This window comes from Microbispora sp. NPDC049633 (assembly GCF_040675265.1).
GTDB classification, from domain to species: Bacteria; Actinomycetota; Actinomycetes; order Streptosporangiales; family Streptosporangiaceae; genus Microbispora; species Microbispora maris.
Map to the genome: position 1 here is coordinate 1 of NZ_JBFAOO010000053.1, position 20,274 is coordinate 20,274.

20 protein-coding genes and 1 tRNA gene are annotated in these 20,274 nt (G+C 71.8%); 14 read left to right on the forward strand and 7 right to left on the reverse strand.

What is annotated here, in order from left to right; translation table 11 throughout:
- On the reverse strand, positions 1–605 hold a 605-nt coding region (locus AB0J39_RS16420; RefSeq protein WP_363465031.1), incomplete at its 3' end, for an alpha/beta hydrolase.
- Between the two features lie 147 nt (positions 606–752).
- Here AB0J39_RS16420 and AB0J39_RS16425 point away from each other — a divergent pair.
- The 6 genes from AB0J39_RS16425 to AB0J39_RS16450 all read left to right on the forward strand — a co-directional run bounded on the left by AB0J39_RS16425 (position 753) and on the right by AB0J39_RS16450 (position 5,522).
- Positions 753–2,819 (forward strand): ATP-dependent DNA helicase UvrD2, encoded by a 2,067-nt coding sequence (locus AB0J39_RS16425; protein ID WP_363465034.1) that lies wholly within the window; start codon positions 753–755, stop codon positions 2,817–2,819.
- A gap of 24 nt (positions 2,820–2,843) precedes the next feature.
- A complete protein-coding gene (locus AB0J39_RS16430) occupies positions 2,844–3,740 on the forward strand; it encodes an acyl-CoA thioesterase II (RefSeq protein WP_363465037.1) in 897 nt (298 codons plus the stop codon).
- A 119-nt stretch (positions 3,741–3,859) separates the two neighbouring features.
- A complete protein-coding gene (locus AB0J39_RS16435; protein WP_363465040.1) occupies positions 3,860–4,141 on the forward strand; it encodes a hypothetical protein in 282 nt (93 codons plus the stop codon).
- A 121-nt stretch (positions 4,142–4,262) separates the two neighbouring features.
- On the forward strand, positions 4,263–4,526 hold the full coding sequence (locus tag AB0J39_RS16440) for a WhiB family transcriptional regulator (RefSeq protein ID WP_055480724.1): 264 nt from the start codon (positions 4,263–4,265) through the stop codon (positions 4,524–4,526).
- Positions 4,527–4,566: 40 nt separating this feature from the next.
- Entirely contained in the window at positions 4,567–4,749 is a 183-nt protein-coding gene (locus AB0J39_RS16445) for a hypothetical protein (RefSeq protein WP_363465043.1), read from the forward strand.
- A 338-nt stretch (positions 4,750–5,087) separates the two neighbouring features.
- The gene (locus AB0J39_RS16450; protein ID WP_363465046.1) at positions 5,088–5,522 is read left to right on the forward strand and encodes a hypothetical protein; all 435 of its coding nucleotides are present in this window, start codon (positions 5,088–5,090) and stop codon (positions 5,520–5,522) included.
- A 3-nt stretch (positions 5,523–5,525) separates the two neighbouring features.
- Here the strand turns inward: AB0J39_RS16450 and AB0J39_RS16455 are convergent, their stop codons facing one another.
- Complete coding sequence (locus tag AB0J39_RS16455; RefSeq protein WP_363465048.1) at positions 5,526–6,869, reverse strand: AarF/ABC1/UbiB kinase family protein; 1,344 nt, start codon at positions 6,867–6,869, stop codon at positions 5,526–5,528.
- A 131-nt stretch (positions 6,870–7,000) separates the two neighbouring features.
- Positions 7,001–8,059 carry a ThiF family adenylyltransferase gene (locus AB0J39_RS16460; RefSeq protein WP_363465051.1) on the reverse strand — a complete coding sequence of 353 codons (1,059 nt, stop codon included), beginning with the start codon at positions 8,057–8,059 and terminating at the stop codon, positions 7,001–7,003.
- A 200-nt stretch (positions 8,060–8,259) separates the two neighbouring features.
- Here AB0J39_RS16460 and AB0J39_RS16465 point away from each other — a divergent pair, with 200 nt between their 5' ends.
- Both AB0J39_RS16465 and AB0J39_RS16470 read left to right on the forward strand, forming a co-directional pair.
- The gene (locus AB0J39_RS16465; protein ID WP_363465054.1) at positions 8,260–8,775 is read left to right on the forward strand and encodes a M48 family metallopeptidase; all 516 of its coding nucleotides are present in this window, start codon (positions 8,260–8,262) and stop codon (positions 8,773–8,775) included.
- Positions 8,772–9,347, forward strand: a complete 576-nt coding sequence (locus tag AB0J39_RS16470) for a hypothetical protein (RefSeq protein WP_363465057.1) — start codon at positions 8,772–8,774, stop codon at positions 9,345–9,347. The genes AB0J39_RS16465 and AB0J39_RS16470 overlap by 4 nt, the downstream gene beginning before the upstream one ends.
- Before the next feature lies 1 nt (position 9,348).
- On the opposite strand, the gene AB0J39_RS16475 is transcribed toward AB0J39_RS16470, so the two are convergent.
- From AB0J39_RS16475 to AB0J39_RS16485, 3 genes are all read right to left on the reverse strand, one after another.
- Entirely contained in the window at positions 9,349–10,347 is a 999-nt protein-coding gene (locus AB0J39_RS16475) for an endonuclease/exonuclease/phosphatase family protein (protein ID WP_363465059.1), read from the reverse strand.
- A gap of 66 nt (positions 10,348–10,413) precedes the next feature.
- Positions 10,414–10,956 carry an NUDIX domain-containing protein gene (locus AB0J39_RS16480; RefSeq protein ID WP_363465062.1) on the reverse strand — a complete coding sequence of 181 codons (543 nt, stop codon included), beginning with the start codon at positions 10,954–10,956 and terminating at the stop codon, positions 10,414–10,416.
- 30 nt (positions 10,957–10,986) lie between these two features.
- Complete coding sequence (locus tag AB0J39_RS16485; protein ID WP_363465125.1) at positions 10,987–12,216, reverse strand: zinc-dependent metalloprotease; 1,230 nt, start codon at positions 12,214–12,216, stop codon at positions 10,987–10,989.
- Between the two features lie 133 nt (positions 12,217–12,349).
- On the opposite strand from AB0J39_RS16485, the gene AB0J39_RS16490 reads away from it, so the two are divergent.
- From AB0J39_RS16490 to AB0J39_RS16515, 6 genes are all read left to right on the forward strand, one after another.
- Positions 12,350–13,420 (forward strand): NAD-dependent epimerase/dehydratase family protein, encoded by a 1,071-nt coding sequence (locus AB0J39_RS16490; protein WP_363465065.1) that lies wholly within the window; start codon positions 12,350–12,352, stop codon positions 13,418–13,420.
- A 41-nt stretch (positions 13,421–13,461) separates the two neighbouring features.
- A complete protein-coding gene (locus AB0J39_RS16495) occupies positions 13,462–13,887 on the forward strand; it encodes a molybdenum cofactor biosynthesis protein MoaE (protein WP_363465067.1) in 426 nt (141 codons plus the stop codon).
- A 28-nt stretch (positions 13,888–13,915) separates the two neighbouring features.
- Positions 13,916–14,962: a PDZ domain-containing protein gene (locus tag AB0J39_RS16500; protein ID WP_363465070.1), complete on the forward strand. Its 1,047-nt coding sequence runs from the start codon at positions 13,916–13,918 to the stop codon at positions 14,960–14,962.
- Between the two features lie 206 nt (positions 14,963–15,168).
- Positions 15,169–18,135: a UPF0182 family protein gene (locus AB0J39_RS16505; protein WP_363465072.1), complete on the forward strand. Its 2,967-nt coding sequence runs from the start codon at positions 15,169–15,171 to the stop codon at positions 18,133–18,135.
- Between the two features lie 83 nt (positions 18,136–18,218).
- Positions 18,219–18,295 (forward strand) — tRNA-Met (locus AB0J39_RS16510).
- A gap of 54 nt (positions 18,296–18,349) precedes the next feature.
- The gene (locus AB0J39_RS16515) at positions 18,350–19,231 is read left to right on the forward strand and encodes an LLM class flavin-dependent oxidoreductase (RefSeq protein ID WP_363465075.1); all 882 of its coding nucleotides are present in this window, start codon (positions 18,350–18,352) and stop codon (positions 19,229–19,231) included.
- Between the two features lie 36 nt (positions 19,232–19,267).
- Here the strand turns inward: AB0J39_RS16515 and AB0J39_RS16520 are convergent, their stop codons facing one another.
- On the reverse strand, positions 19,268–20,230 hold the full coding sequence (locus tag AB0J39_RS16520; RefSeq protein ID WP_363465078.1) for a helix-turn-helix domain-containing protein: 963 nt from the start codon (positions 20,228–20,230) through the stop codon (positions 19,268–19,270).
- Positions 20,231–20,274 lie beyond the last annotated feature (44 nt).

Here is a 20,274-nt window from a genome sequence, read left to right on the forward strand (position 1 = left end):
CTCTCCGCTTTGTGCTGCTCGGCTCCCCCGCCGGCGGCCACCACCCCCCCGCCGTCGGCGCTTACGGCGACGGCCGGCCGGGCCTGCGCGGGGTGGCCGCCGGCGGAGAAGCCGAGCAGCACATAGCGGCTGGGATCGGCGTTGAACATCGCCGCGTGCCTGCGCACGGCGCTGACGGCGGACATGACGTCGGTGCGCTGGGCCGGCCAGGCCGCGTCGCCCGACAGGCGGTAGTCGAGGTTGACGACGGTGTAGCCGAGATCGGAGTAGCTGCGGGTGATCGAGGTCATGTACTTCTTGTCGCCCGCGGACCACCAGCCGCCGTGAATCACGAACACGATCGGGCGCCGCGGACCGGCGGTGTGCCACCACACGTCCATGATCTGGCGCGCGTGCGAGCCGTACGCGTAGGTGCGGATCCTCGGGCCGTACGGCGGGGCCGACGGCGAGGTGGAGGCCGACGGGGACGGCGAGGGCGACGGGCTCGCGGAGGTCGTGGGGGACGGCGCGGGGGAAGCGGAGGGGCGGCGGACGGGGTCGCCCGCCGAGGCCGCCTGGGCGGCGGACGGGGCGAGCATGAGGGCGGCGAGGGCGGCGGTGCCCATGCCTAAAGCAGATCGGACCGCGGTGGCCACGGCGTGTTCCTCCCCGATGTAGCGTCGTGCGCCGACCGGTCGCCGGGACACGCTAGGTCGGCTGCTGGAAGGATGATGCCAGTAACAACGTCCGCAACGCATGTCAGGAGCCGCTCCTTGGACGTCCTCGAGGGTCTGGATCCCGAGCAGCGTGAGGTCGCCCAGGCGGTGCGCGGACCGGTGTGCGTGCTCGCCGGGGCGGGGACCGGCAAGACCCGCGCCATCACGCACCGCATCGCGTACGCCGTGCAGATCGGGGTCGTCGAGCCGCAGGGCGTGCTCGCCGTGACCTTCACCACCCGCGCGGCGGCCGAGCTGAAGCAGCGGCTGCGCGGGCTCGGGACGCCCGGCGTGCAGGCGCGGACCTTCCACGCGGCGGCCCTGCGCCAGCTCAGCTACTTCTGGCCGAGGGTGGTCGGCGGCGACCCGCCGCAGGTGGTCGAGTCGAAGCTGCCGCTGCTCGTGGAGGCGGCCCGGCGCCTGCGCAGGAACCCCGACCGCGGCGAGCTGCGCGACGTCGCGAGCGAGATCGAGTGGGCGAAGGTCACCCAGGTCGGCCCCGAGGACTACCCGGCCGCCGCCGTGAAGGCCCGTCGCACCCCGCCGATCGCGCCCGAGGAGGTGGCGCGGCTGTACGAGGGATACGAGAGCCTGCGCCGCCAGCGCAACCTCATCGACTTCGAGACGATCCTGGAGCTCACGGCGGCCGTCATGACCGAGCACCGCGAGGTCGCGACGCAGATCCGCCAGCAGTACCGCTACTTCGTGGTCGACGAGTTCCAGGACGTCAACCCGCTGCAGAAGCTGCTGCTCGACACCTGGCTCGGCGGGCGTGACGACGTGTGCGTGGTGGGCGACCCCAACCAGACCATCTACTCGTTCACCGGCGCGACGCCCCACTATCTGACCAACTTCGCCGTCGAGCACCCCTCGGCGGCCGTGATCAGGCTGGTGCGCGACTACCGCTCGACCCCGCAGGTGGTCACGCTGGCCAACCGCGTCATGACGCGCTCACCCCACCGGCTGGAACTGGTCGCCCAGCGGCCCGACGGACCCGAGCCGGTGTTCACCGAGTACGACGACGAGCAGGCCGAGGCGCTCGGCGTCGCGCTCACGGTCAAGAAGCTGATGGCGGACGGCGTGCCCACCCGCGAGATCGCCGTGCTGTTCCGGGTCAACGCCCAGTCCGAGGCGTACGAGCAGGCCTTCACCGACGCCGGCGTGCCGTACCTGCTGCGCGGGGCGGAGCGGTTCTTCGAGCGGCCCGAGGTGCGCCAGGCCGTGGTGCTGCTGCGCGGCGCGGCCCGCTCGGCGGGCGACGAGCCGCTCGCGCCCGCCGTGCACGCGATCCTGTCGGGGATCGGGCTGACCGCCGAGCCGCCCGGGGGCGGCAAGGCCAGGGAGAAGTGGGAGTCGCTCAAGGCGCTCGCCGACCTGGCCGAGGACATGGCGGCCGAGGGCGCCGACCTTCCCCGCTTCGTCGGCGAGCTGGAGCGCAGGGCGATGGAGCAGCACGCGCCGCCGGTCGAGGGCGTGACGCTCGCCTCGCTGCACGCCGCCAAGGGCCTGGAGTGGGACGCGGTCTTCCTCGTCGGCCTCACCGACGGCATGGTCCCGATCGTCTACGCGGAGACGCCGGACCAGGTCGAGGAGGAGCGGCGGCTGCTGTACGTCGGGATCACCCGGGCCCGTGAGCACCTGCACCTGTCGTGGGCGCTCGCCCGCTCGCCGGGGGGCCGCCGCGCCCGCAGGCCGTCGCGCTTCCTCGACGGGCTGTCCCCGCGTACGGCGAGTCCGGCCAGGGCCGAGCGGCAGGGAGGCTCGGGCGGGCGGTCGAAGCGGTCCGCGGCGCCGCTGCACTGCCGGATCTGCGGCCGGACCCTCGCCGCCGCGGCCGAGCAGAAGCTGGGCCGCTGCGCGACCTGCCCGGCGGACTACGACGAGGCCCTGCTCGAACGGCTCAAGACGTGGCGCACCGCGGCGGCGAAGGAGCAGAAGGTCCCCGCGTACGTCGTCTTCACGGACGTCACCCTCCAGGCCATCGCCGAGCGGGGGCCCACCTCTGAGGAGGACCTGCTCTCGATCGCCGGAATCGGACGCGTCAAACTTGAGCGGTACGGCGACGCGGTCCTCGAGCTCTGCCGCGGCGCCGATAGTGTTCCCGATAGTGGTACTGACGAGTAATATCCGCGCGTGCTGGAGGCTCCCGTGAATTCGGCCCTGAAGGAGCTGCTGGACCTGCTCGATCTCGAACAGATCGAGCTCGACATCTTCCGGGGGCGCAGCCCGGAGGAGCGCATCCAGCGGGTCTTCGGCGGCCAGGTGGCGGCGCAGGCCCTCGTGGCGGCCGGCCGTACGGTGCCGTCCGACCGGATGGTCCACTCGCTGCACGCCTACTTCATCCGGCCCGGGGACCCGGCCGTCCCGATCGTCTACAACGTGGAGCGGGTGCGCGACGGGCGGTCGTTCACCACCCGGCGCATCACGGCCATCCAGCACGGCAAGGCCATCTTCTCGATGTCGGCGTCGTTCCACATCGACGAGCCGGGCGTGAGCCACCAGGCCGCCCGCATGCCGGAGGTGCCGGCCCCCGAGACCCTGCCGACGTTCCAGGACCGGATGCTCGACATCGTGGGCGACGAGCCGGGCTGGCGTGAGCTGCTGGCCAGGCCGCGCCCGGTCGACGCGCGGTACGTGAACGCGCTGACCTGGGAGGCCGCTCACGACCCCACCCTGGTCACCGCCGAGAACAACGTCTGGTTCCGGTACGACGCCGACCTGCCCGACGATCCGCTGCTGCACGTCGTGCTCGCGGCCTACGCCAGCGACTTCACGCTGGTGGACACCGTGCTGCTGGCCCACGGCCTCGCCTGGGGATCCTCGGCGGTGTCCGGCGCGTCGCTGGACCACGCGATGTGGTTCCACCGGCCCTTCCGGGCCGACGACTGGCTGCTCTACGCCCAGGAGTCGCCCTGGTCCGGGGCGGCACGCGGGCTCGCCCGGGGGCAGATGTTCACCGCCGCCGGAGATCTGGCCGTCTCCGTGGTTCAGGAGTGCTTGGTTCGGGTGTCGCCCGCGCTCCATCCCGATGTCACGAAGTCGTGAAAATCGCAGGTAGAAAATAGGTTGCCCGCCCTGCCGCGGCGGTTTAGGGTCTTGGACAAGTCAGCCGGACGCTTCGGTCCGGCGAGCGCACTGAAATGGAGGTGAGTCCAGTGAGGAACATGACGACGTCCCGCACGCTGTGGCTCGCCTCCGCATGCCCGGCCGCCATTGTCACGCCGACGAAACTGCGGCGTGGCGAGGCCGCCCCTGCCCAGGCTCTGATCACCGGAGTCGCGGGCTCGGCCGCCTTCGGCGCGTTCGCACGCCCGGCCAGCCACGGCAACCCCGCCCACCGTCCGGTCTATGTGAACCGGCCGATGAGCGATGAGCAGATCCGCACCGCCGCTCTCGGCGGTGCGCAGGGTCCGCACGACGCCTGGAGAGGACCAGTCATACCCTGACCGGTCTCCACCTCCAGGCCGCGGATCCGCACCAGGATCCGCGGCCTTCTTGTTTGTCGGCCACGAATCCACACCCCACAACGAGGACACCCAGACCAAATCATTCGAAGAGGTGACGCAGATGGCGGCCCCGGTCATGGACCTGATCGAAGCCGAAATCCCCTGTCGTACCGACCCCGACCTGTGGTTCGCCGAGTCCCCCGAGGACGTGGAGTTCGCCAAGGCGCTCTGCGGCGGCTGCCCGATCCAGAAGGCCTGCCTGGCCCGCGCGCTGGAGCGCGAGGAGCCGTGGGGCGTCTGGGGCGGGGAGCTCATCCTGAGGGGGGTCGTCGTGCCCCGCAAGCGTCCCCGTGGGCGCCCGCGCAAGACTCCCGTCGCAGCCTGATCAGCAATTCCAGCGAATTTTCCGGAAGGAACCGATCCAGATGAGCATCTCCCCGACCACCGCCCTGTATCTGAATCAAGAACTGGCGCACGAGCGAATACGGACCCTGCACGAGGAGGCGGCGCAGGAGCGGCTGGCCGGCCGGATCAGGAGCGTGCAGAGGGCACGCCGACAGGCCGAGCGCGCGTCCCGGCGGCTGAGCTCCGCGCTGGCGCGCATGTGACGCGATAGCGTCCACCGCGTCGATTCGTCCACAGCTCGTTGAGATGGGCGGTCCCCCACGGGACCGCCCATCGTCGTGTCGTGGCCCGCTGTGGGTGGTACCGCTCTTCCTCACGTCGAGGCACGGACCGCCGGACGCCCGGCCGCGACCCCGAGGCAAAGAAGCGATCACCGGACGCACAGAAGATCGCCTGCCGTGAGAGACCACCGAGATCGCGGGGTATGAGCCCGAGCGTCCCGGGCCGCACGGCCGTACGGGGCGGGTGGAGCGATGCGCGAGCGGTGGGTGGGACTTGGATGGGCGAGCGGACGCCAGGTGCGCTTGATCACGCGGCGGGCGTGCGACGGCCCGCCGCCACCGCGCTCGTGATCGGACTCGTGATCGGACTCGTGATCGGCTTCGTGACGGCACTGTGGGGGACGGCCGCGCCGGGAGCCGAGGCCGCGCCGATGCCCGGAGCGCTCCGGGCCCGCCATGCGAACGGCCACGGTGACGGCCACGGTGACGGCCACGGCGGGACCCAGACCAGCGGCGGAACCGACACCTCGAACGCGCCCTCCATCAAAAGCCCTGTCAAGCAGATATCGGCGGGCCGGCGCAACGTGAACGCGCCCGCGGCCAACAGCGCCGTCACCTTCGCCGGCGTCCAGCAGGTGTCGAGCGTCAGCGTCTTCACCAACACCCTCAACGGCAACTGCAGGAAGGGGATCAACCGCTGCGTGATCAACCAGACCCTGAAGACGGTGGAGAGCCGGGGCGGCGCCGGCAGATGACGCTCAGCTCAGGGTGAGCGCGCTGTCCTCCGACTCGCCCGCCTCGTCGCCGAAGCCGGGCACCCAGCGCACGACCTCGTCGCGGAAGCGGGCGGTGGCGCCGAGCTGGCACAGCACGCCGACGCCCGCCGCGTGCACGCGATGGATCAGCACGTACGACGCGGGCAGGTTGAGCTGGCGGACCACGTTGTTCGGCCGCAGGTCGGCCACTGTCGCCGCCTGCTCGCGCAACCACTCCCTGCTGAAGGCGAACTCCTCGACCCGGGTCGGCTCGACGTACGGCGCGAGGAAGGCCCGCAGGGCGTCGGGGTCGACCTCGATGTGCGGGCGGATGAACCCCTCGTCGCGCAGTCCGCGCACGACGGTGTCCATGTCGCCCTGGTTGAAGATGCGCGTGAGCCTGCCGAACACGACGGGGTAGCCGCCCGGCATGCGGTTGACCGCGCCGAAGTCCAGCACGCCGAGCCGCCCGTCCTCCATCAGCCGGAAGTTGCCGGGGTGGGGGTCGGCGTGCAGCATTCCGACCCGGGCCGGGGAGCAGAACAGGAAGCGGACGAACAGCAGACCGGCGTGGTTGCGCTCCTCCTGTGTGCCATCGGTGATGATCTTGGACAGCGGGGTGCCCGTCATCCACTCGGTGACCAGGATCTGCTCGTTGGCCGCGATCACGGCGGGCACGTGGAAGTCCGGATCGTCGCGGAACTCCTCGGCGAACGCGTGCTGGGCCTCGGCCTCCTTGAGGTAGTCGAGCTCCTCGGCGACCCGCTCCTTCAGCTCGGCCAGGACCGGCTTGATGTCCAGGCCCGGCAACATGGCGCCGAAGAGCTTGCCGAGCCGCGCGAGCTGGTTGAAGTCGGAGATCAGGGCCTTGCCCGCCCCCGGATACTGGATCTTCACGGCGACCGGGCGGCCGTCGTGCCACACGGCGCGGTGCACCTGCCCGATGGACGCCGCGGCGCTCGGCCGGTCGTCGAACTCCAGGAAGTTCTCCCGCCAGTCGTCGCCCAGCTGCTCGGTCAGGACCCGGTGGACGGTGGCGGCCGGAAGCGGCGGCGCGGCGTCCTGCAGGCGCGTCAGCGTCGCCCGGTAGGGTCCGGCGATCTCGGGCGGCAGTGCGGCCTCGAAGATCGACAGGGCCTGCCCGAGCTTCATCGCCCCGCCCTTGAGCTCGCCGAGCACCTTGAAGATCTGGTCGGCCGTACGCCGCTGGATCTCCTGGGTGACGATCTCCGCGGAGGCGCCACCGAGCCGTCTGCCCAGTCCGAGCGCGGTGCGGCCGGCGAACCCGAGAGGGAGCGTGGCGAGCTTTGCCGAGCGGGTCACGGCACGGTGGGGAAGGTCACTCACTCGACCATTCTTAGCGATGGCGTGGACTTTCGACCACAATTTACTGTTCTGATCCCTACGGGACGGGCGGCGACGTCAACGGCAGCCGGGGATTGCGTCAAGTGTGTTCTTCCTCACACAGCCGTCCTCCGTCACGCGGTGCGGCCCGAGACGCCGCCGGGCAGGCAGTCGCACCCGTCGTGGGCGTCCAGGCGGCGGTGCCGCCAGCGCCATCCGGGCGACACCTCCAGCAGGCCCTCCGGCACGCGTCCCTCGTCGAGATAGGCCAGAGCCTGACCGGCCGCCTGCGCGGCCACGAGGCAGGACAGCACGACGTCGCAGGCGATCTCGCCCGCCGGATAACCCCCGAGCCGGGCGCCCACGAGGGGCCAGGACGGGTCCCGGTCACGGCGGGTGAGATCGAGGCAGCGCAGGCAGGGGGTGAGCCCGGGGACGACGAAGGGCCCCACCGATCCGTGGCCCTCGAACGCGCAGACGAGCAGGTGCGCCACCCCCTCGGTGACGATCTCGTGGACCAGCGTGGCGTCGAGCGGGGCGGCGGGCGCGAGGATCACGAGATCCGGGCGCACCCCGCCGTCGGACAGGCGGGAGGCGGCCCGGCCGGGCCAGGCGTTGACGGCGGGGGAGACCCGCCGGGCCGCGACCACGGCGGCCTCCTCGCGGGTCATCCCCGTCTCCGCGCGGCCGATTCCGCCCGGGACCACGTCGCCCGCGGTGGCCGTGCCGGGATCGACCACGCAGATGTGGCCCACTCCGGCGGCGGCGAGCAGGCTGACGATCCGGGCGCCGACCCGGCCCGCGCCGTACACGCGGACCCGCGCCGCCCGGCGCGCCGACAGCGCGCTCATGCCGCCGTCGGTGGCGGTCAGCGACAGCCTGTCCAGGTCGGGACGGAGGCGGTCCCGGTCGGCCAGGGGCAGGTCCGCCAGGGGCTCCGGACGGGCCGCGGCGTCCTCGATCAGGCCGTGCGCGGCGAGCCGGGCGACCACCTCCCGGGCGGCGGCCTCGTCGAGGCCGCTTCCGGCCACCGCCTGCCGGAGGGTGCGGGTGCCGTCCAGGCCGTCGATCAGGCGGCGCACGGGCGGCTCGACACCGGTAAGCACGACGGCCCGCAGCGGATGGACGCCGAACTGCAGCGTGCGGCCGTCCCGTTCGACCCGGCGCAGGACGGGCTTCAGGCGAGGTCTCATAGTCGCCAGACCATGCCATACGCCGGCCAGGCCGGGCGCCGGAACCGGTGGGGCTGTGGATAATTACCGGGGTGTTCGTGGTTGGTGAATATCCGCAACTCCGTAGTTTTCACGCCCGCAAGGTCACGTTCGCCCGATTGACCAGGCAGAACGTGTATCACCCCCTGTGGAATTCGGCGCGTGTCGGCTACCTTTCATATGTGCCCCCCGAGACAGTCGAGGTTCGTCGGAGCGCACGACGGCGGCGAACCGTTTCCGCGTACCGCGATGGAGACAAGACCATCGTGCTGCTTCCGGCCGGTCTGAGCACGACCGACGAGGAGCAATGGGTACGCCGCATGCTCGACCGCCTTGCGGCGAAGGAGCAGCGAAGACGCCCGAGCGACGACGACCTGCTCGAACGGGCGATGGAGCTCTCCGCGCGCTACCTCGACGGCAATGCCGTGCCGGCCAGCGTGCGGTGGGTGGAGAACCAGCTCCACAGGTGGGGCTCGTGCACGCCCGACCACGGCACGATCAGGCTGTCGGCCCGGCTGCGGGGCATGCCGGCCTGGGTCGTCGACTACGTCATCATCCACGAGCTCGTCCACCTGCTCGTGCCGAGTCACGGCCCGCGGTTCTGGGCTCTCGTCGAGCGCTATCCCCGGGCGGAACGCGCGAGGGGCTTCCTTGAGGGCTTCTCGATGGCGGCCAACGGCGTCCCGGAGGAGTGTTGACCCGGATCGTCGCGGTGCTCGTCACGCCGGGCATGGCGGACGCGGCTCCGCCCGGCGTCGATCCGGCCGCGTTCCTGACGGCGATCGCCGAGGACACCTACGAGATGGTCGCCGGGCTCGAACTGGTGCGGCCGGTGATCCTGTCGGCCGGAGTGCCGGGGCTCGAGGACATCGCCTGGCCGGGCACGCCCGTCGTGCCGATCGCCTCTCCCGCCGACGCGTTCGCGGCGCTTCCGCCGGGGGAGGAGGCGGTGGTCGTCAGCGCCGACGCCCCCGACCTGCCGCCCCTGCTGATCGGGAAGCTCTTCCGGGAACTCGGCCGGGCGCACCTCGCGGTCTGCCCGGCGGAGGGCGGCGGCGCGGTCGCCGTGGCGGCGCGGCTGCCGGTCCCCGGCTGGGCCGCGCCGGATCTCGACGAGCCCGACGTCGTCGCGGCGATGCGCCGCAGGGCGCCCGGTCCCCGCATGGTCGCCACGGGTCCCGGCTGGCACCGGCTCAGGAAGCCGCAGGACGTGGCCCGTCTCGACCCCGGCCTCGAAGGCTGGGACAACACCCGGGCCCTGCTGACCTGACTCACAGGCGGTTGGGCAGGCGGAGCTCGGCGGACAACGCCCGGTGGTCGCTGCCCGGGACCGTGTGGACCCCGGTTCGCACAGCCGACGCCCTCTCGTCGTACAGCACGTGGTCGATCGTGATCAACGGCGGGTGCCGCCTGTTCGCGGGCCAGGTGGTGGTCAGGCCGTCGCCGGTGGCGTCGGCCGCGTCCGCGTATCCCCGCCCGAGCACCGCGCGCAGGGCCGCGTGATCGAGGCTCGCGTTGAAGTCGCCTGCCAGGACGCGTACGACGCCGGGGGAGGCGGCCGGGAGCGCCGCCAGCTCGGCGGTCCACTGAGCGACGTCGTCATCGCTCAGCGGCGCGAGCGTGTGCACGTCGACGATCTCCACCGGCGGCCCGGACGGCAGGGCGAGCCGGGCCCTCGGCATCTTGTGACCGCCCTCGGGCGCGAAGCCGGGCGCCTCCGTCAGGGGATGACGCGCGTAGATCCCGCTGCCCGAGGGCCCGGGCCCGTCCTCCAGGTGCCGGTACGGCAGGAGCCTCCCCAGGCCCGCCGCGTCCAGCGCCCCGACGGCCTCGGGAGTGAGCTCCTGGGTGGTGAGGACGTCCGGTTCGAGCCGGCGTACGAGGTCCACCACGGTCGCGGCGTCGCCCGCGCCGAAGAAGAGGTTGACCGTGAGGATCCGCAGCGTCGGCCCGGTGGCCGTGGGGGCCGACCCGGCCGCGCGGGGCAGGACCACGGCCGCCAGGAGGACCGACGACGCCGCCGCCACCGCGATCACGGCCGGCCGCCGGGCGGTAAGCGCGGCCAGGACCGCCACGAGCGACGCGGCCGCGACGTACGGCGTGCCCGTCATCAGCGCCACGGCGGCGCCCCCGAGGCGATCGGCGCCGGCGAGCCGGGCCGCGGCCCAGACCGCGAACGGCGCCGCCGCGACCCACGCCAGGCGCGGTGGCACCCGCAGCCTCCGGCGCGGGGGAGAGACGATCTCGCCGCCCACGTCCAGCTTCGTCATGGGGGTGACCCTAGCCACCGGGTGTGCGGCGCGGTGTGCGGGAGACGTGCACGAACCGTGCAGAAGTCAGGCGCGGCACAGCGACCGGGCGCGGCGGGCCAGGCGCCGCGTGGCCTCGTCGCTCAGTTCCGGGATCTCCTCCACCGGGAACCAGCGCAGGTCGAGGGACTCCTCGCTGATCACCGCCTCGGCCCCCGGCGGCGCGACCGCGCCGTACTCGACATCGAGATGCCAGCTGTGCGGCGGGTGGCACCAGACCTTGTGCCGGTCGAGGGCGAGCGGCCCGTCCAGCAGGACCAGCCCGGGGATGCCCGACTCCTCGGTCGCCTCGCGCAGGGCGACCTGCGCGAGCGTGGTGTCGGACCTCTCGCAGTGCCCGCCCATGGGCAGCCACATCCCGGCCTTGGGGTGCAGGGTCAGCAGCACCCGTTCGCCGTCGTGCGACAGCACGGCCGTCGTCGCCGTGAGGTGGCCGGGAGCGCACTCCCGCCACATCGCGTCGTCGTGGTCGCGCAGGTGCGTGAGGAACTCCTCGCGGAGCCGCTCCTCCTCGGGGGTGGGCGCGACCCAATCGGCCAGTACGGCGTGCGCGTCACGGTGCAGGCTCACCGGCGCAGCCTACCGACAGCCGGCGGAGTCCTACTTGCCGGTCTCCTCCGGGCCCCGCTCCCCGGGCTCCCCGGGCTCACCGGGCTCGTCCAGGGCGGACAGGTCGAACTCGGCCTCGCCCTTCACGAACGACTCGGGGTTGTCCAGGTCGTCCGCCGTCGGCATCAGGTCGGGGTGACCCCAGACGGCGTCCCGGCCCTCGATCCCGCGCTCGTCGCCCAGGGCCTTCCACAGGGCGGCCGCCTCACGCAGCCGTCTCGGGCGCAGTTCGAGGCCCACCAGCGTCGCGAAGGTCCGCTCGGCCGGGCCGCCCGTGGCGCGGCGGCGCCGCAGGGTCTCGGCCAGGGCCACGGCGGACGGGAGCTTGCCCTCGGCGGCGGCGTCGACCACCGTGGCCACCCAGCCCTCGACCAGCGCGAGCGCGGTCTCCAGGCGGGTGAGCGCGGCCTTCTGCCGCTCGGTCTCCTCGGGCTTGAGCAGCTCGCCGCCCCCAAGGACCTCCTGGATCCGCTCCGGGTCGCTGAGGTCGAGCCCCTGCAGCTTGTCCTGCAGGGCGGACACGTCCACCGTGATGCCCTGGGCGTACTCCTCGACCGCGCCGAGCAGGTGCGCCCGCAGCCACGGGACGTGCTGGAAGAGCCGGTGGTGCGCCGCCTCGCGCAGCGCCAGGTAGAGCCGGATCTCGTCCGAGGGCGTCTCCAGGCCGCTGCTGAAGGCGGCGACGCCTCCGGGCAGCAGGGCGGCGGTGTCGGACAGGGGAAGGCCGATGTCGGAGGAGCCGACCACCTCGCGGGCGAGCGAGCCGAGGGCCTGGCCGATCTGCTGGCCGACCATCATGCTGCCCATCTGCCTGAGCATGCCCATGAGCGGCCCGGCCATGGCCTGCGCTTCGGGCGGCAGGCCCGCCCCGCCGAGCGTGCCGCCCATCGTCTCCACCATCTGGGCGGCGACGGGATCGCACAGCTGCTTCCAGACCGGGATCGTCTTCTCGATCCACTCCGACCGGCTCCAGGCCTGCGGGACGGTCACGCCGCTCGGCAGCGTGGTCACCTCGTTGAGCCACAGGTCGGCCAGGTTGAGGGCCTCGACGATCTGACGTCGCTCGCCCTCCATGACGCTCGGATCGCCCTCGGCGACCACGGCGTGCCGTGCGATGTTCTTCGCCATGTCCCAGTTGACGGGCCCGGCCTCCGGGGAGGCGGACAGCATGTCGGCGAACTGCCGCATGGCCGCGGCGATCTGCTCCGGGCTGCCGAACATGGCGAACGGATTGTCGTTGGGGTCGTTTTCGCGACCTGGCAGGTCAGTCACCGCGCCACCTCGTGCAGGATGGAGGAGTCCACATCCGCCACGTTATCCGCCGTGGGGCGGATCAGTGCAAAGTGAGGACCTCGTGCCTACCTCGAAACGCCTGCGTCCCCCCGTCGTCGCCGTCACCGGCGCCGCCTCCGGTCTCGGCCGGGCGTTCCTCGCGAAGGTGGCCTCGTCTGCGGAATTCCGCCGTGTGGTGGCCATCGACGAACAACGCGGCGACGTCCCGGACGTCACCTGGCGGGTCCTCGACATTCGTGATCCGCTCTTGGCGAACCGGATCTCCGATGTGGACGTCCTGGTGCATCTCGGCACGGACGAGTCGCTCGACAGCGACCCCGCCGAGCGCCGCCGCTACAACCTGCGCGCCGCCCAGACCGTGCTCACGGCCTGCGCCGCGGCCCGGGTGCGGCGGGTCGTGCTGGTGACGAGCGCGATGGTGTACGGCGCCGCCGCCGACAACCCGGTGCCCCTGCCCGAGGACGCCCCGGTCGCGGCCGAGCCCGACACCGGCCTGGTGGGCGACCACCTGGAGATCGAGGCGCTGGTACGGCGGTCGCTGCGGGCGCATCCGGGCCTGGAGGTGACCGTGCTGCGGCCCGCCGCCCTGGTCGGGCCGGGTGTCGACACGGTCATCACCCGCCACTTCGAGGCGCCCCGGCTGCTGGTGGTGAAGGGCTGCCTGCCGCGCTGGCAGTTCTGCCACGTCGACGACCTGGTCTCCGCCCTGGAGGCCGCCGCCCTGGGCAGGGTCGGCGGGGTCGTGGCGGTCGGCTCGGAGGGCTGGCTGGAGATGGAGCAGGTGGAGGAGATCTCCGGCCTGAAGCGGTTCGAGTTGCCGGCGGGTGTGACGTTCGGCACCGCGCAGCGGCTGCACCGGCTCGGCATCACGCCGACCGCCGCGACCGACCTGCACTACGTCGTCTACCCCTGGGTGGTCGACGGTGTGGCGCTGCGGGAGGCGGGCTGGAAGGCGGCCTGGACCAACGAGGCGGTCCTGCGGGAACTGCTCGAACTGTCCGCGGGCAGGCACGCGGTCGTCGGCCGCCGCCTGTCGGGCAAGGAGGCCACGATCACCGCCGCGGGCGCGACCGTCGCGGTGATCGGCACGGCGGCCATAGTGCGCGCCGCCCGCCGCAAGCGCCGCACCTGACCGCGCCGCATCTGATCGGGCTCAGGCACTAACCTCGGACCGTGGACGTCATCCGATTGCTGGGCATTCGCGACACCCCGCTGTCCGTGGACGAGGTGCTCGCCGCGGTGGAGGACCACGCCGCGGGAGGCACGGCGGTGTTCGTCGGCACGGTGCGCGAGCAGGACGGCGGCAGGCCGGTGACGCTCCTGTCGTACTCCGCGCACCCGTCCGCCGAGGAGCAGCTGCGCAGGGTCGCGGAGAAGGTGGCGGCCGACCACCGGGTGACGGCGCTCGCGGCCGTCCACCGGGTGGGGGATCTGCGCCTGGGGGAGATCGCCGTCGTCGTGGCGGCCGCCTGCCCGCATCGCGGCGAGGCGTTCGAGGCCTGCCGCAGGCTGATCGACGATCTCAAGCACGAGGTGCCCATCTGGAAGCACCAGGTGTTCGCCGACGGGGGCGCCGAGTGGGTCGGCGCCTGCGATTAGCGCGACGCGGAACGCATAGAGTTCGTCCATGTCCCGACGCGCTCTGACCCTTCTGGTCGCGGGTTTCCTCGCGCTCGCGTTGGCCGTGCTCGGCGCCATGCTCCCCGTGCCGTACGTGGTGCTGAGCCCGGGCCCCACCGAGAACACGATCGGGGACGTCAAGGGCAAACCGGTCATCACTATCTCGGGCCGCGAGACCTACCCCACACAGGGCAGGCTGAGCCTGGTCACCGTGGCCTACCAGGGCGGGCCGGACAACCGTCTCGACCTGATCACCGCGCTGCGCGGCTGGCTCGATCCGACGATCGCCGTGGTGCCGGAGGAGACGCTGTTCCCGAAGTCGACCTCGGCGGAGCAGGTCGAGGAGCAGAACGTCCAGGAGATGACCGACTCGCAGCAGTCGGCCACCGCCGCCGCGCTGAACGCGCTCAAGATCCCCATCGAGAAGGTGGTCACGGTCGCGCAGACCGACAAGGGGACGCCGGCCGACGGGAAGCTCAAGGCCGGAGACGAGATCACGGCGGTGGACGGCGCCGCGGTGGGCGAGCTCGGGTCCGTCGCGGCGTCCGTGCAACGCCACAAGCCGGGCGAGCCGGTGACGTTCACCGTGCGGCGCGGCGGCACCTCGACCGAGGTGCCGGTCGGCACGGTGGCGGGCAAGGACGGCAAGGCCAGGGTCGGCGTGCAGATGCGCGCGAGCTACCGGTTCCCGTTCAAGGTCGACATCAGCGTCGGCGAGGTCGGCGGGCCGAGCGCCGGACTGATGTTCTCGCTGGGCATCTACGACAAGCTGACACCCGGGGCGCTCACCGGGGGCATGTCGATCGCGGGCACCGGGACGATCGACCCGGCCGGCAACGTCGGCCCGATCGGCGGGATCGAGCAGAAGATGGTCGGCGCGCGCCGGGCCGGCGCCACGGTCTTCCTCACGCCCGCGGGCAACTGCGCGGCCGCCGTCAAGGCCGCGCCCTCCGGGCTGCGCCTGGTGCGGGTCGAGACGCTGGACGGCGCGATCAAGGCGATCGACTCCCTGCGCGACCGCTCGGGCGAGGTCCCCTCCTGCCCGGCCGCCTGAGCGTACGCGGCGGGCACGTGGCCTGTGACCTGCCGGTCTTGGCCGTGCGCGGCATCGTGATAACGATCAGATCCGTTACCACGACCACGCTCCTCGCAGTGTAGGTTTCCTAGCACGGACCGTTGCCCTCTGACAATCCTGGCCCTACACAATCCGAGACAAGGGGTTGAGCGTTGAGCTTCCGGAGCCCCGGAGCCGGACGGGCGGTGCGCTTGCCCCGACGGCCGCGCCTTCTGATACCCGTACTGATCGCCGTCGTGGCGATCGTCGTGTTACTGCTGCTCTTCTCGGGGATCTACACCGACTACCTCTGGTACGACTCGGTGAGCTTCTCCTCCGTGTTCTCCACGATGCTGCTCACCCAGCTGGTGCTGTTCGTCGTGGGCGCCGCCCTGATGATCGTCATCGTGGGCGGCAACATGGTGCTCGCGCACCGCACCCGGCCGATGTTCGGCCCGGGCATGTTCGGGGCGCCGCAGGGCGCCGACCGCTACCGGGTCGCACTCGATCCGCATCGGCGGCTGGTCTTCCTGGTCGGCATGGCCGTGCTGGCCCTGTTCACCGGGTCGTCCACGGCCGGGCAGTGGAAGACCTGGCTGCTGTTCGTGAACCGCACGCCGTTCGGGCAGAAGGACGCGCAGTTCCAGCTGGACCTGTCGTTCTTCATGTTCACCTACCCGTTCCTGCGGCTGCTGCTGAACTTCCTGTTCACGGCCGTGATCCTGTCGATCATCGCGGCCGTGATCGTGCACTACCTGTACGGCGGCTTCCGGATCTCCTCGCCCGGCGGGGTGCACGCCACCCGGGCCGCCCGGACCCACCTGTCGGTGCTGCTGGGCGTGTTCGTGCTGCTCAAGGCCCTGGCCTACTGGCTGGACATGTACGGCCTGGTCTTCTCCGACCGCGGGAAGACGTTCGGCGCGTCGTACACCGACGTGCACGCGGTGCTCCCGGCCAAGGGGATCCTCGCGGTCATCTCGCTCATCTGCGCGCTGATCTTCTTCGCCGGCGTCATCCGGCCCGGCGGGATGTTCCCCGGCGTGGCCTTCGGCCTGCTCGTGCTGTCGGCCGTCCTGATCGGCACCGTGTATCCCTCGCTGGTCGAGCAGTTCCAGGTCAAGCCGAACCAGCAGAGCAAGGAGCAGGCGTACATCCAGCGCAACATCGACGCGACTCGAAAAGCGTACGGAGTCGATACGGCGAAGGTCACGGAGTACAGCGCCAAGACCGACGCCGACGCCTCCGTGCTGCAGACCGAGGCGTCGGCCATTCCCGGCATGCGCCTGCTCGACCCCAGCCTGCTGTCGCCGACGTTCCAGCAGAAGCAGCAGATCCGCGGCTACTACCAGTTCCCCGAGCAGCTCGACATCGACAGGTACCCCGTCGACGGCAAGCCGCGCGACACCGTGGTGGCGGTCCGAGAGATCGGCCGCCCGCCGGACGGGCAGCGCAACTGGATCAACGACCACCTGGTCTACACGCACGGCTTCGGCTTCGTCGCCGCGCCGGGCAACAAGGTGGACAGCAGCGGCCTGCCGGAGTTCAGCGAGCGCGACATCCCGCCGGTCGGGGACCTCGGCGACTACGAGCCCCGCATCTACTTCGGTGAGAACTCGCCCGACTACTCGATCGTCGGCGGGCCCGGCTCGGCCAGGCCCATCGAGCTGGACTACCCCCAGCAGGGCCAGGCGGGCGCCGAGCAGCAGAACAACACCGGCCAGGTCAACAACACCTACGAGGGCAAGGGCGGCGTCTCCGTCGGGAACTTCTTCCGCCGGCTGCTCTACGCGGTGAAGTACGGCGAGACCAACCTGCTGCTGAACTCGAACATCAACGACGAGTCCCGCATCCTGTACAACCGCGAGCCGGTGCAGCGCATCCAGCAGGTCGCGCCGTTCCTCACGCTCGACCGCGACCCGTACCCGTCGGTGGTCGACGGGCGGATCGTGTGGATCGTGGACGCGTACACGACCTCCGACTCCTACCCCTACTCCGAGCGCAAGAGCCTGGAGTCGCTCACCACCGACGTCCAGAGCAGCAGGCTCGGCGTGCCGCAGGTGCCGAGGGACGAGGTCAACTACATCCGCAACTCGGTGAAGGCGACCGTGGACGCCTACGACGGCACGGTGACCCTGTACGCCTGGGACGAGTCCGACCCGGTGCTGAAGACCTGGCAGAAGGCCTTCGGCGGGGTCGTCAAGCCCGCCTCGCAGATCAGCGAGGGGCTGCGCGCCCACCTGCGCTACCCGGCCGACCTGTTCAAGGCGCAGCGGGAGATCCTCACCTCCTACCACGTCACCGACGCCAACGCGTTCTTCAGCGGCCAGGACTTCTGGAAGGTCCCGGAGGACCCGGCGACCGGCAAGAGCAAGCAGCCGCCGTACTACGTGACGATGAAGATGCCGGGCAGCGACACCGAGCGCTTCTCGCTCACGAGCACGTTCGTGCCGAACCAGCGGCAGAACATGGCGGCGTTCATGGCGGTCGACGCGACGGCCGCCACGCCGAACCCGCCACTGGAGATCCTCCAGCTGCCGAGCACGACCGCGATCCAGGGTCCGCCACAGGCGCAGAACCTGTTCGAGTCGAACACCACGGTGTCGACCGAGCTGAACCTGCTGCGCGGCGGCGGCACCGACGTGCTGTACGGCAACCTGCTCACGCTGCCGTTCGGCGGCGGACTCCTGTACGTCGAGCCGGTCTACATCCAGCCGCGCGCGGAGACCTCGGGCAAGTACCCGACCCTGCGCCGGGTGCTCGTGCTGTACGGCGAGAAGGTCGGCTTCGGCGCCACGCTGAGCGACGCGCTGGAGCAGGTGTTCGGCGGCACCGTGGCCACGCCGCCGGAACAGAAACCCGACCAGACGGCCAACCAGCCGCCCGGTCAGGTCACGCCGCCGGACAGCGCCTCGGCGCTGACGTCGGCGCTCGACCGGGCCCAGCGGGCGTACGAGGACTCGCAGAAGGCGCTGTCGGCGGACCCGCCCGACTGGAAGGCGTACGGCGACGCGCAGACCTCGCTCAAGAAGGCGCTGGACGACCTGGCGAAGGTGAAGGGCGCGGTGCCCGCCTCGACGGCGTCCCCCGCCCCGAGCGCGAGTCCGAGCGCCGGCGCCAGTCCGGGCGGGAGTCCACCGGCCAGTGCGACTCCCAGCCCCGCACCGAGCGGCTGAGCCCTCCCGGAGCCCCGCGCCCCACACGGCGCGGGGCTCCGGTTTGCCTCCCGCCCGTCGCCGGGATAGTCTCGTAGAGCCGACGCGGGGTGGAGCAGCTCGGTAGCTCGCTGGGCTCATAACCCAGAGGTCGCAGGTTCAAATCCTGTCCCCGCTACCACGAGATGTCGCAAGACATCGGAAACCCCCGGGCCCAAAGCCCGGGGGTTTTCTCATGCCTGGAGTGTGGATCGTGCAGCTCGACGTGGTGATGTGGCCGGATTCGCCGTGGCCCGCGATGCGGGACGAGTGGCTGCACGCCGAGCGTCTCGGTCTCGGCCGCGGCTGGCTGTACGACCATCTGAACCTGAACGGCGACGGCCCGTGGCACGAGGCGTACACCGCCCTCGCGGCCGTCGCGGCGGCCACCTCGCGCATCGGCGTCGGCACCATGGTGACGTCGCCGAACTTCCGCCACCCTGTCACCTCGGCCAAGGCCGCGCTGAGCCTCGACGCGCTCTCCGAGGGCCGCTTCGTCATGGGCATCGGCGCCGGCGGCCCGGGCGGGGACTCGGACGCCTTCGGAGGCGCGCCCCTCAGCCGTGCCGAGCGCACGGCGCGCTTCCGGGAATGGGTCGAGCTGACCGACCTGCTGCTGCGCAGCGAGCGGGCCGACGTCACCGGCCGGTTCTTCTCGGCCCGCCAGGTCGCCGTCGGCGGTGGTGAGCCCCGCCGGCCGCCGCTGGCGGTCGCGGCGACCGGGCGGCAGGGCATGGAGCTGGCAGCCGAATTCGCCGACCTGTGGATCACCCAGGACGTCGCGCAGAATCCGGCCGTCTACGCCGGCACGCCGTACGCGGAGGTGCGCCGCCAGATCGGCCTGCTGGACGAGGTCTGCGCGGAGCGGGGGCGCGCTCCGGGCACGCTGCCGCGGATGACCGTGCTGGGATACGGGGGCGAGCGCCCGCTGGACTCGATCGAGGCGTTCCGCGACTGTCTCGGCAGGTACGCGGAGCTCGGCGTCACGACGCTGGCCGTCCTGTGGCCTCGGGGGGACGGGGCGGCCGCGCGGCTGGCGGTGCTGGAGCAGGCGGCGGCGGAGTGCCTTCGGCTCTGATAGCCGCCGCGGTCACACGGTGTTCGCGGTCACCGGTCACACGGTGCTCGCGGACCTGCCGCGGAAGGTGCGCCGGTAGGCGTGGGGAGTGGTGCCCAGGCGCCGTGCGAAGTGGTGGCGCAGCGTGTCGATCGAGCCGAACCCGGCCCGCTCGGCGATGGTGGCGATCGGTTCGTCGGTGTTCTCGAGATGCCGCTGGGCCAGCAGTACGCGCTGCTCGGTGAGCCACTGGAGCGGTGTGGTGCCGATCTCCTGCTGGAAGCGGCGGGCGAAGGTACGCGGTGACATGTGGGCCCGCCGGGCCATGCCGTCCACCGTCAGTTCCCGGTGGAGGTTGGCCTGGAGCCAGACCAGCAGCGACGCCAGGGCCCCCGCGCCGCGTTCGGGCTCGGCGCGCTTGATGTACTGCGTCTGGCCCCCGTCCCGGTACGGCGGCGCCACCATGCGCCGGGCGATGTCGTTGGCGACGGCGCTGCCCTGCTCCTTGCGCACCACGTGCAGGCAGGTGTCGATCCCCGCGGCGGTGCCGGCGCCTGTGATGACCGGGTCCTCGTCCACGAACAGGACGTCCAGCTCCACCCTGGCCCGCGGGAAGCGGCGGGCGAGTTCCTCGCCGTAGCGCCAGTGGGTGGTGCAGCGGCGGCCGTCCAGCAGACCGGCCTCGCCGAGCAGGAAGGCGCCGGAGCAGATGCTGAGCACGCGGGCGCCACGCCGTACCGCGGCTCGGAGCGCGTCGAACAGCTCCTCCGGGTGCCGTGTGCGCGGATCGGAGGCCGGGACGCCGATCAGGTCCGCCGACGCCAGCCTCTCCAGCCCGTGCGGGGTCTCGACCCGGAAGCCGTGCCTGGTCCGCACGCTCGTTCCCGTGGGGGAGACGACCGCGAAGTCGTACCCGGGCAGGCCGTCGTCGCTGCGGTCGATCCCGAAGACCTCGCAGAACACTCCCAGCTCGAAGGCGTGCCCGCCGTCCAGGGCGAGTACGGCCACATCACGCAGCATCGGGCTTCTCCTCCGGCAGGATGGCAGGAATTTCAGCCTAATGG

Bases quoted from the DNA above. Each gene is read 5' to 3' on its own strand.
- AB0J39_RS16435 (WP_363465040.1), top strand. From the start codon at position 3,860: ATGACGACGTCCCGCACGCTGTGGCTCGCCTCCGCATGCCCGGCCGCC.
- AB0J39_RS16440 (WP_055480724.1), top strand. From the start codon at position 4,263: ATGGCGGCCCCGGTCATGGACCTGATCGAAGCCGAAATCCCCTGTCGT.
- AB0J39_RS16445 (WP_363465043.1), top strand. From the start codon at position 4,567: ATGAGCATCTCCCCGACCACCGCCCTGTATCTGAATCAAGAACTGGCG.
- AB0J39_RS16460 (WP_363465051.1), bottom strand. From the start codon at position 8,059: ATGAGACCTCGCCTGAAGCCCGTCCTGCGCCGGGTCGAACGGGACGGC.
- AB0J39_RS16475 (WP_363465059.1), bottom strand. From the start codon at position 10,347: ATGACGAAGCTGGACGTGGGCGGCGAGATCGTCTCTCCCCCGCGCCGG.
- AB0J39_RS16485 (WP_363465125.1), bottom strand. From the start codon at position 12,216: ATGTTCGGCAGCCCGGAGCAGATCGCCGCGGCCATGCGGCAGTTCGCC.
- AB0J39_RS16500 (WP_363465070.1), top strand. From the start codon at position 13,916: ATGTCCCGACGCGCTCTGACCCTTCTGGTCGCGGGTTTCCTCGCGCTC.
- AB0J39_RS16515 (WP_363465075.1), top strand. From the start codon at position 18,350: ATGCCTGGAGTGTGGATCGTGCAGCTCGACGTGGTGATGTGGCCGGAT.
- AB0J39_RS16520 (WP_363465078.1), bottom strand. From the start codon at position 20,230: ATGCTGCGTGATGTGGCCGTACTCGCCCTGGACGGCGGGCACGCCTTC.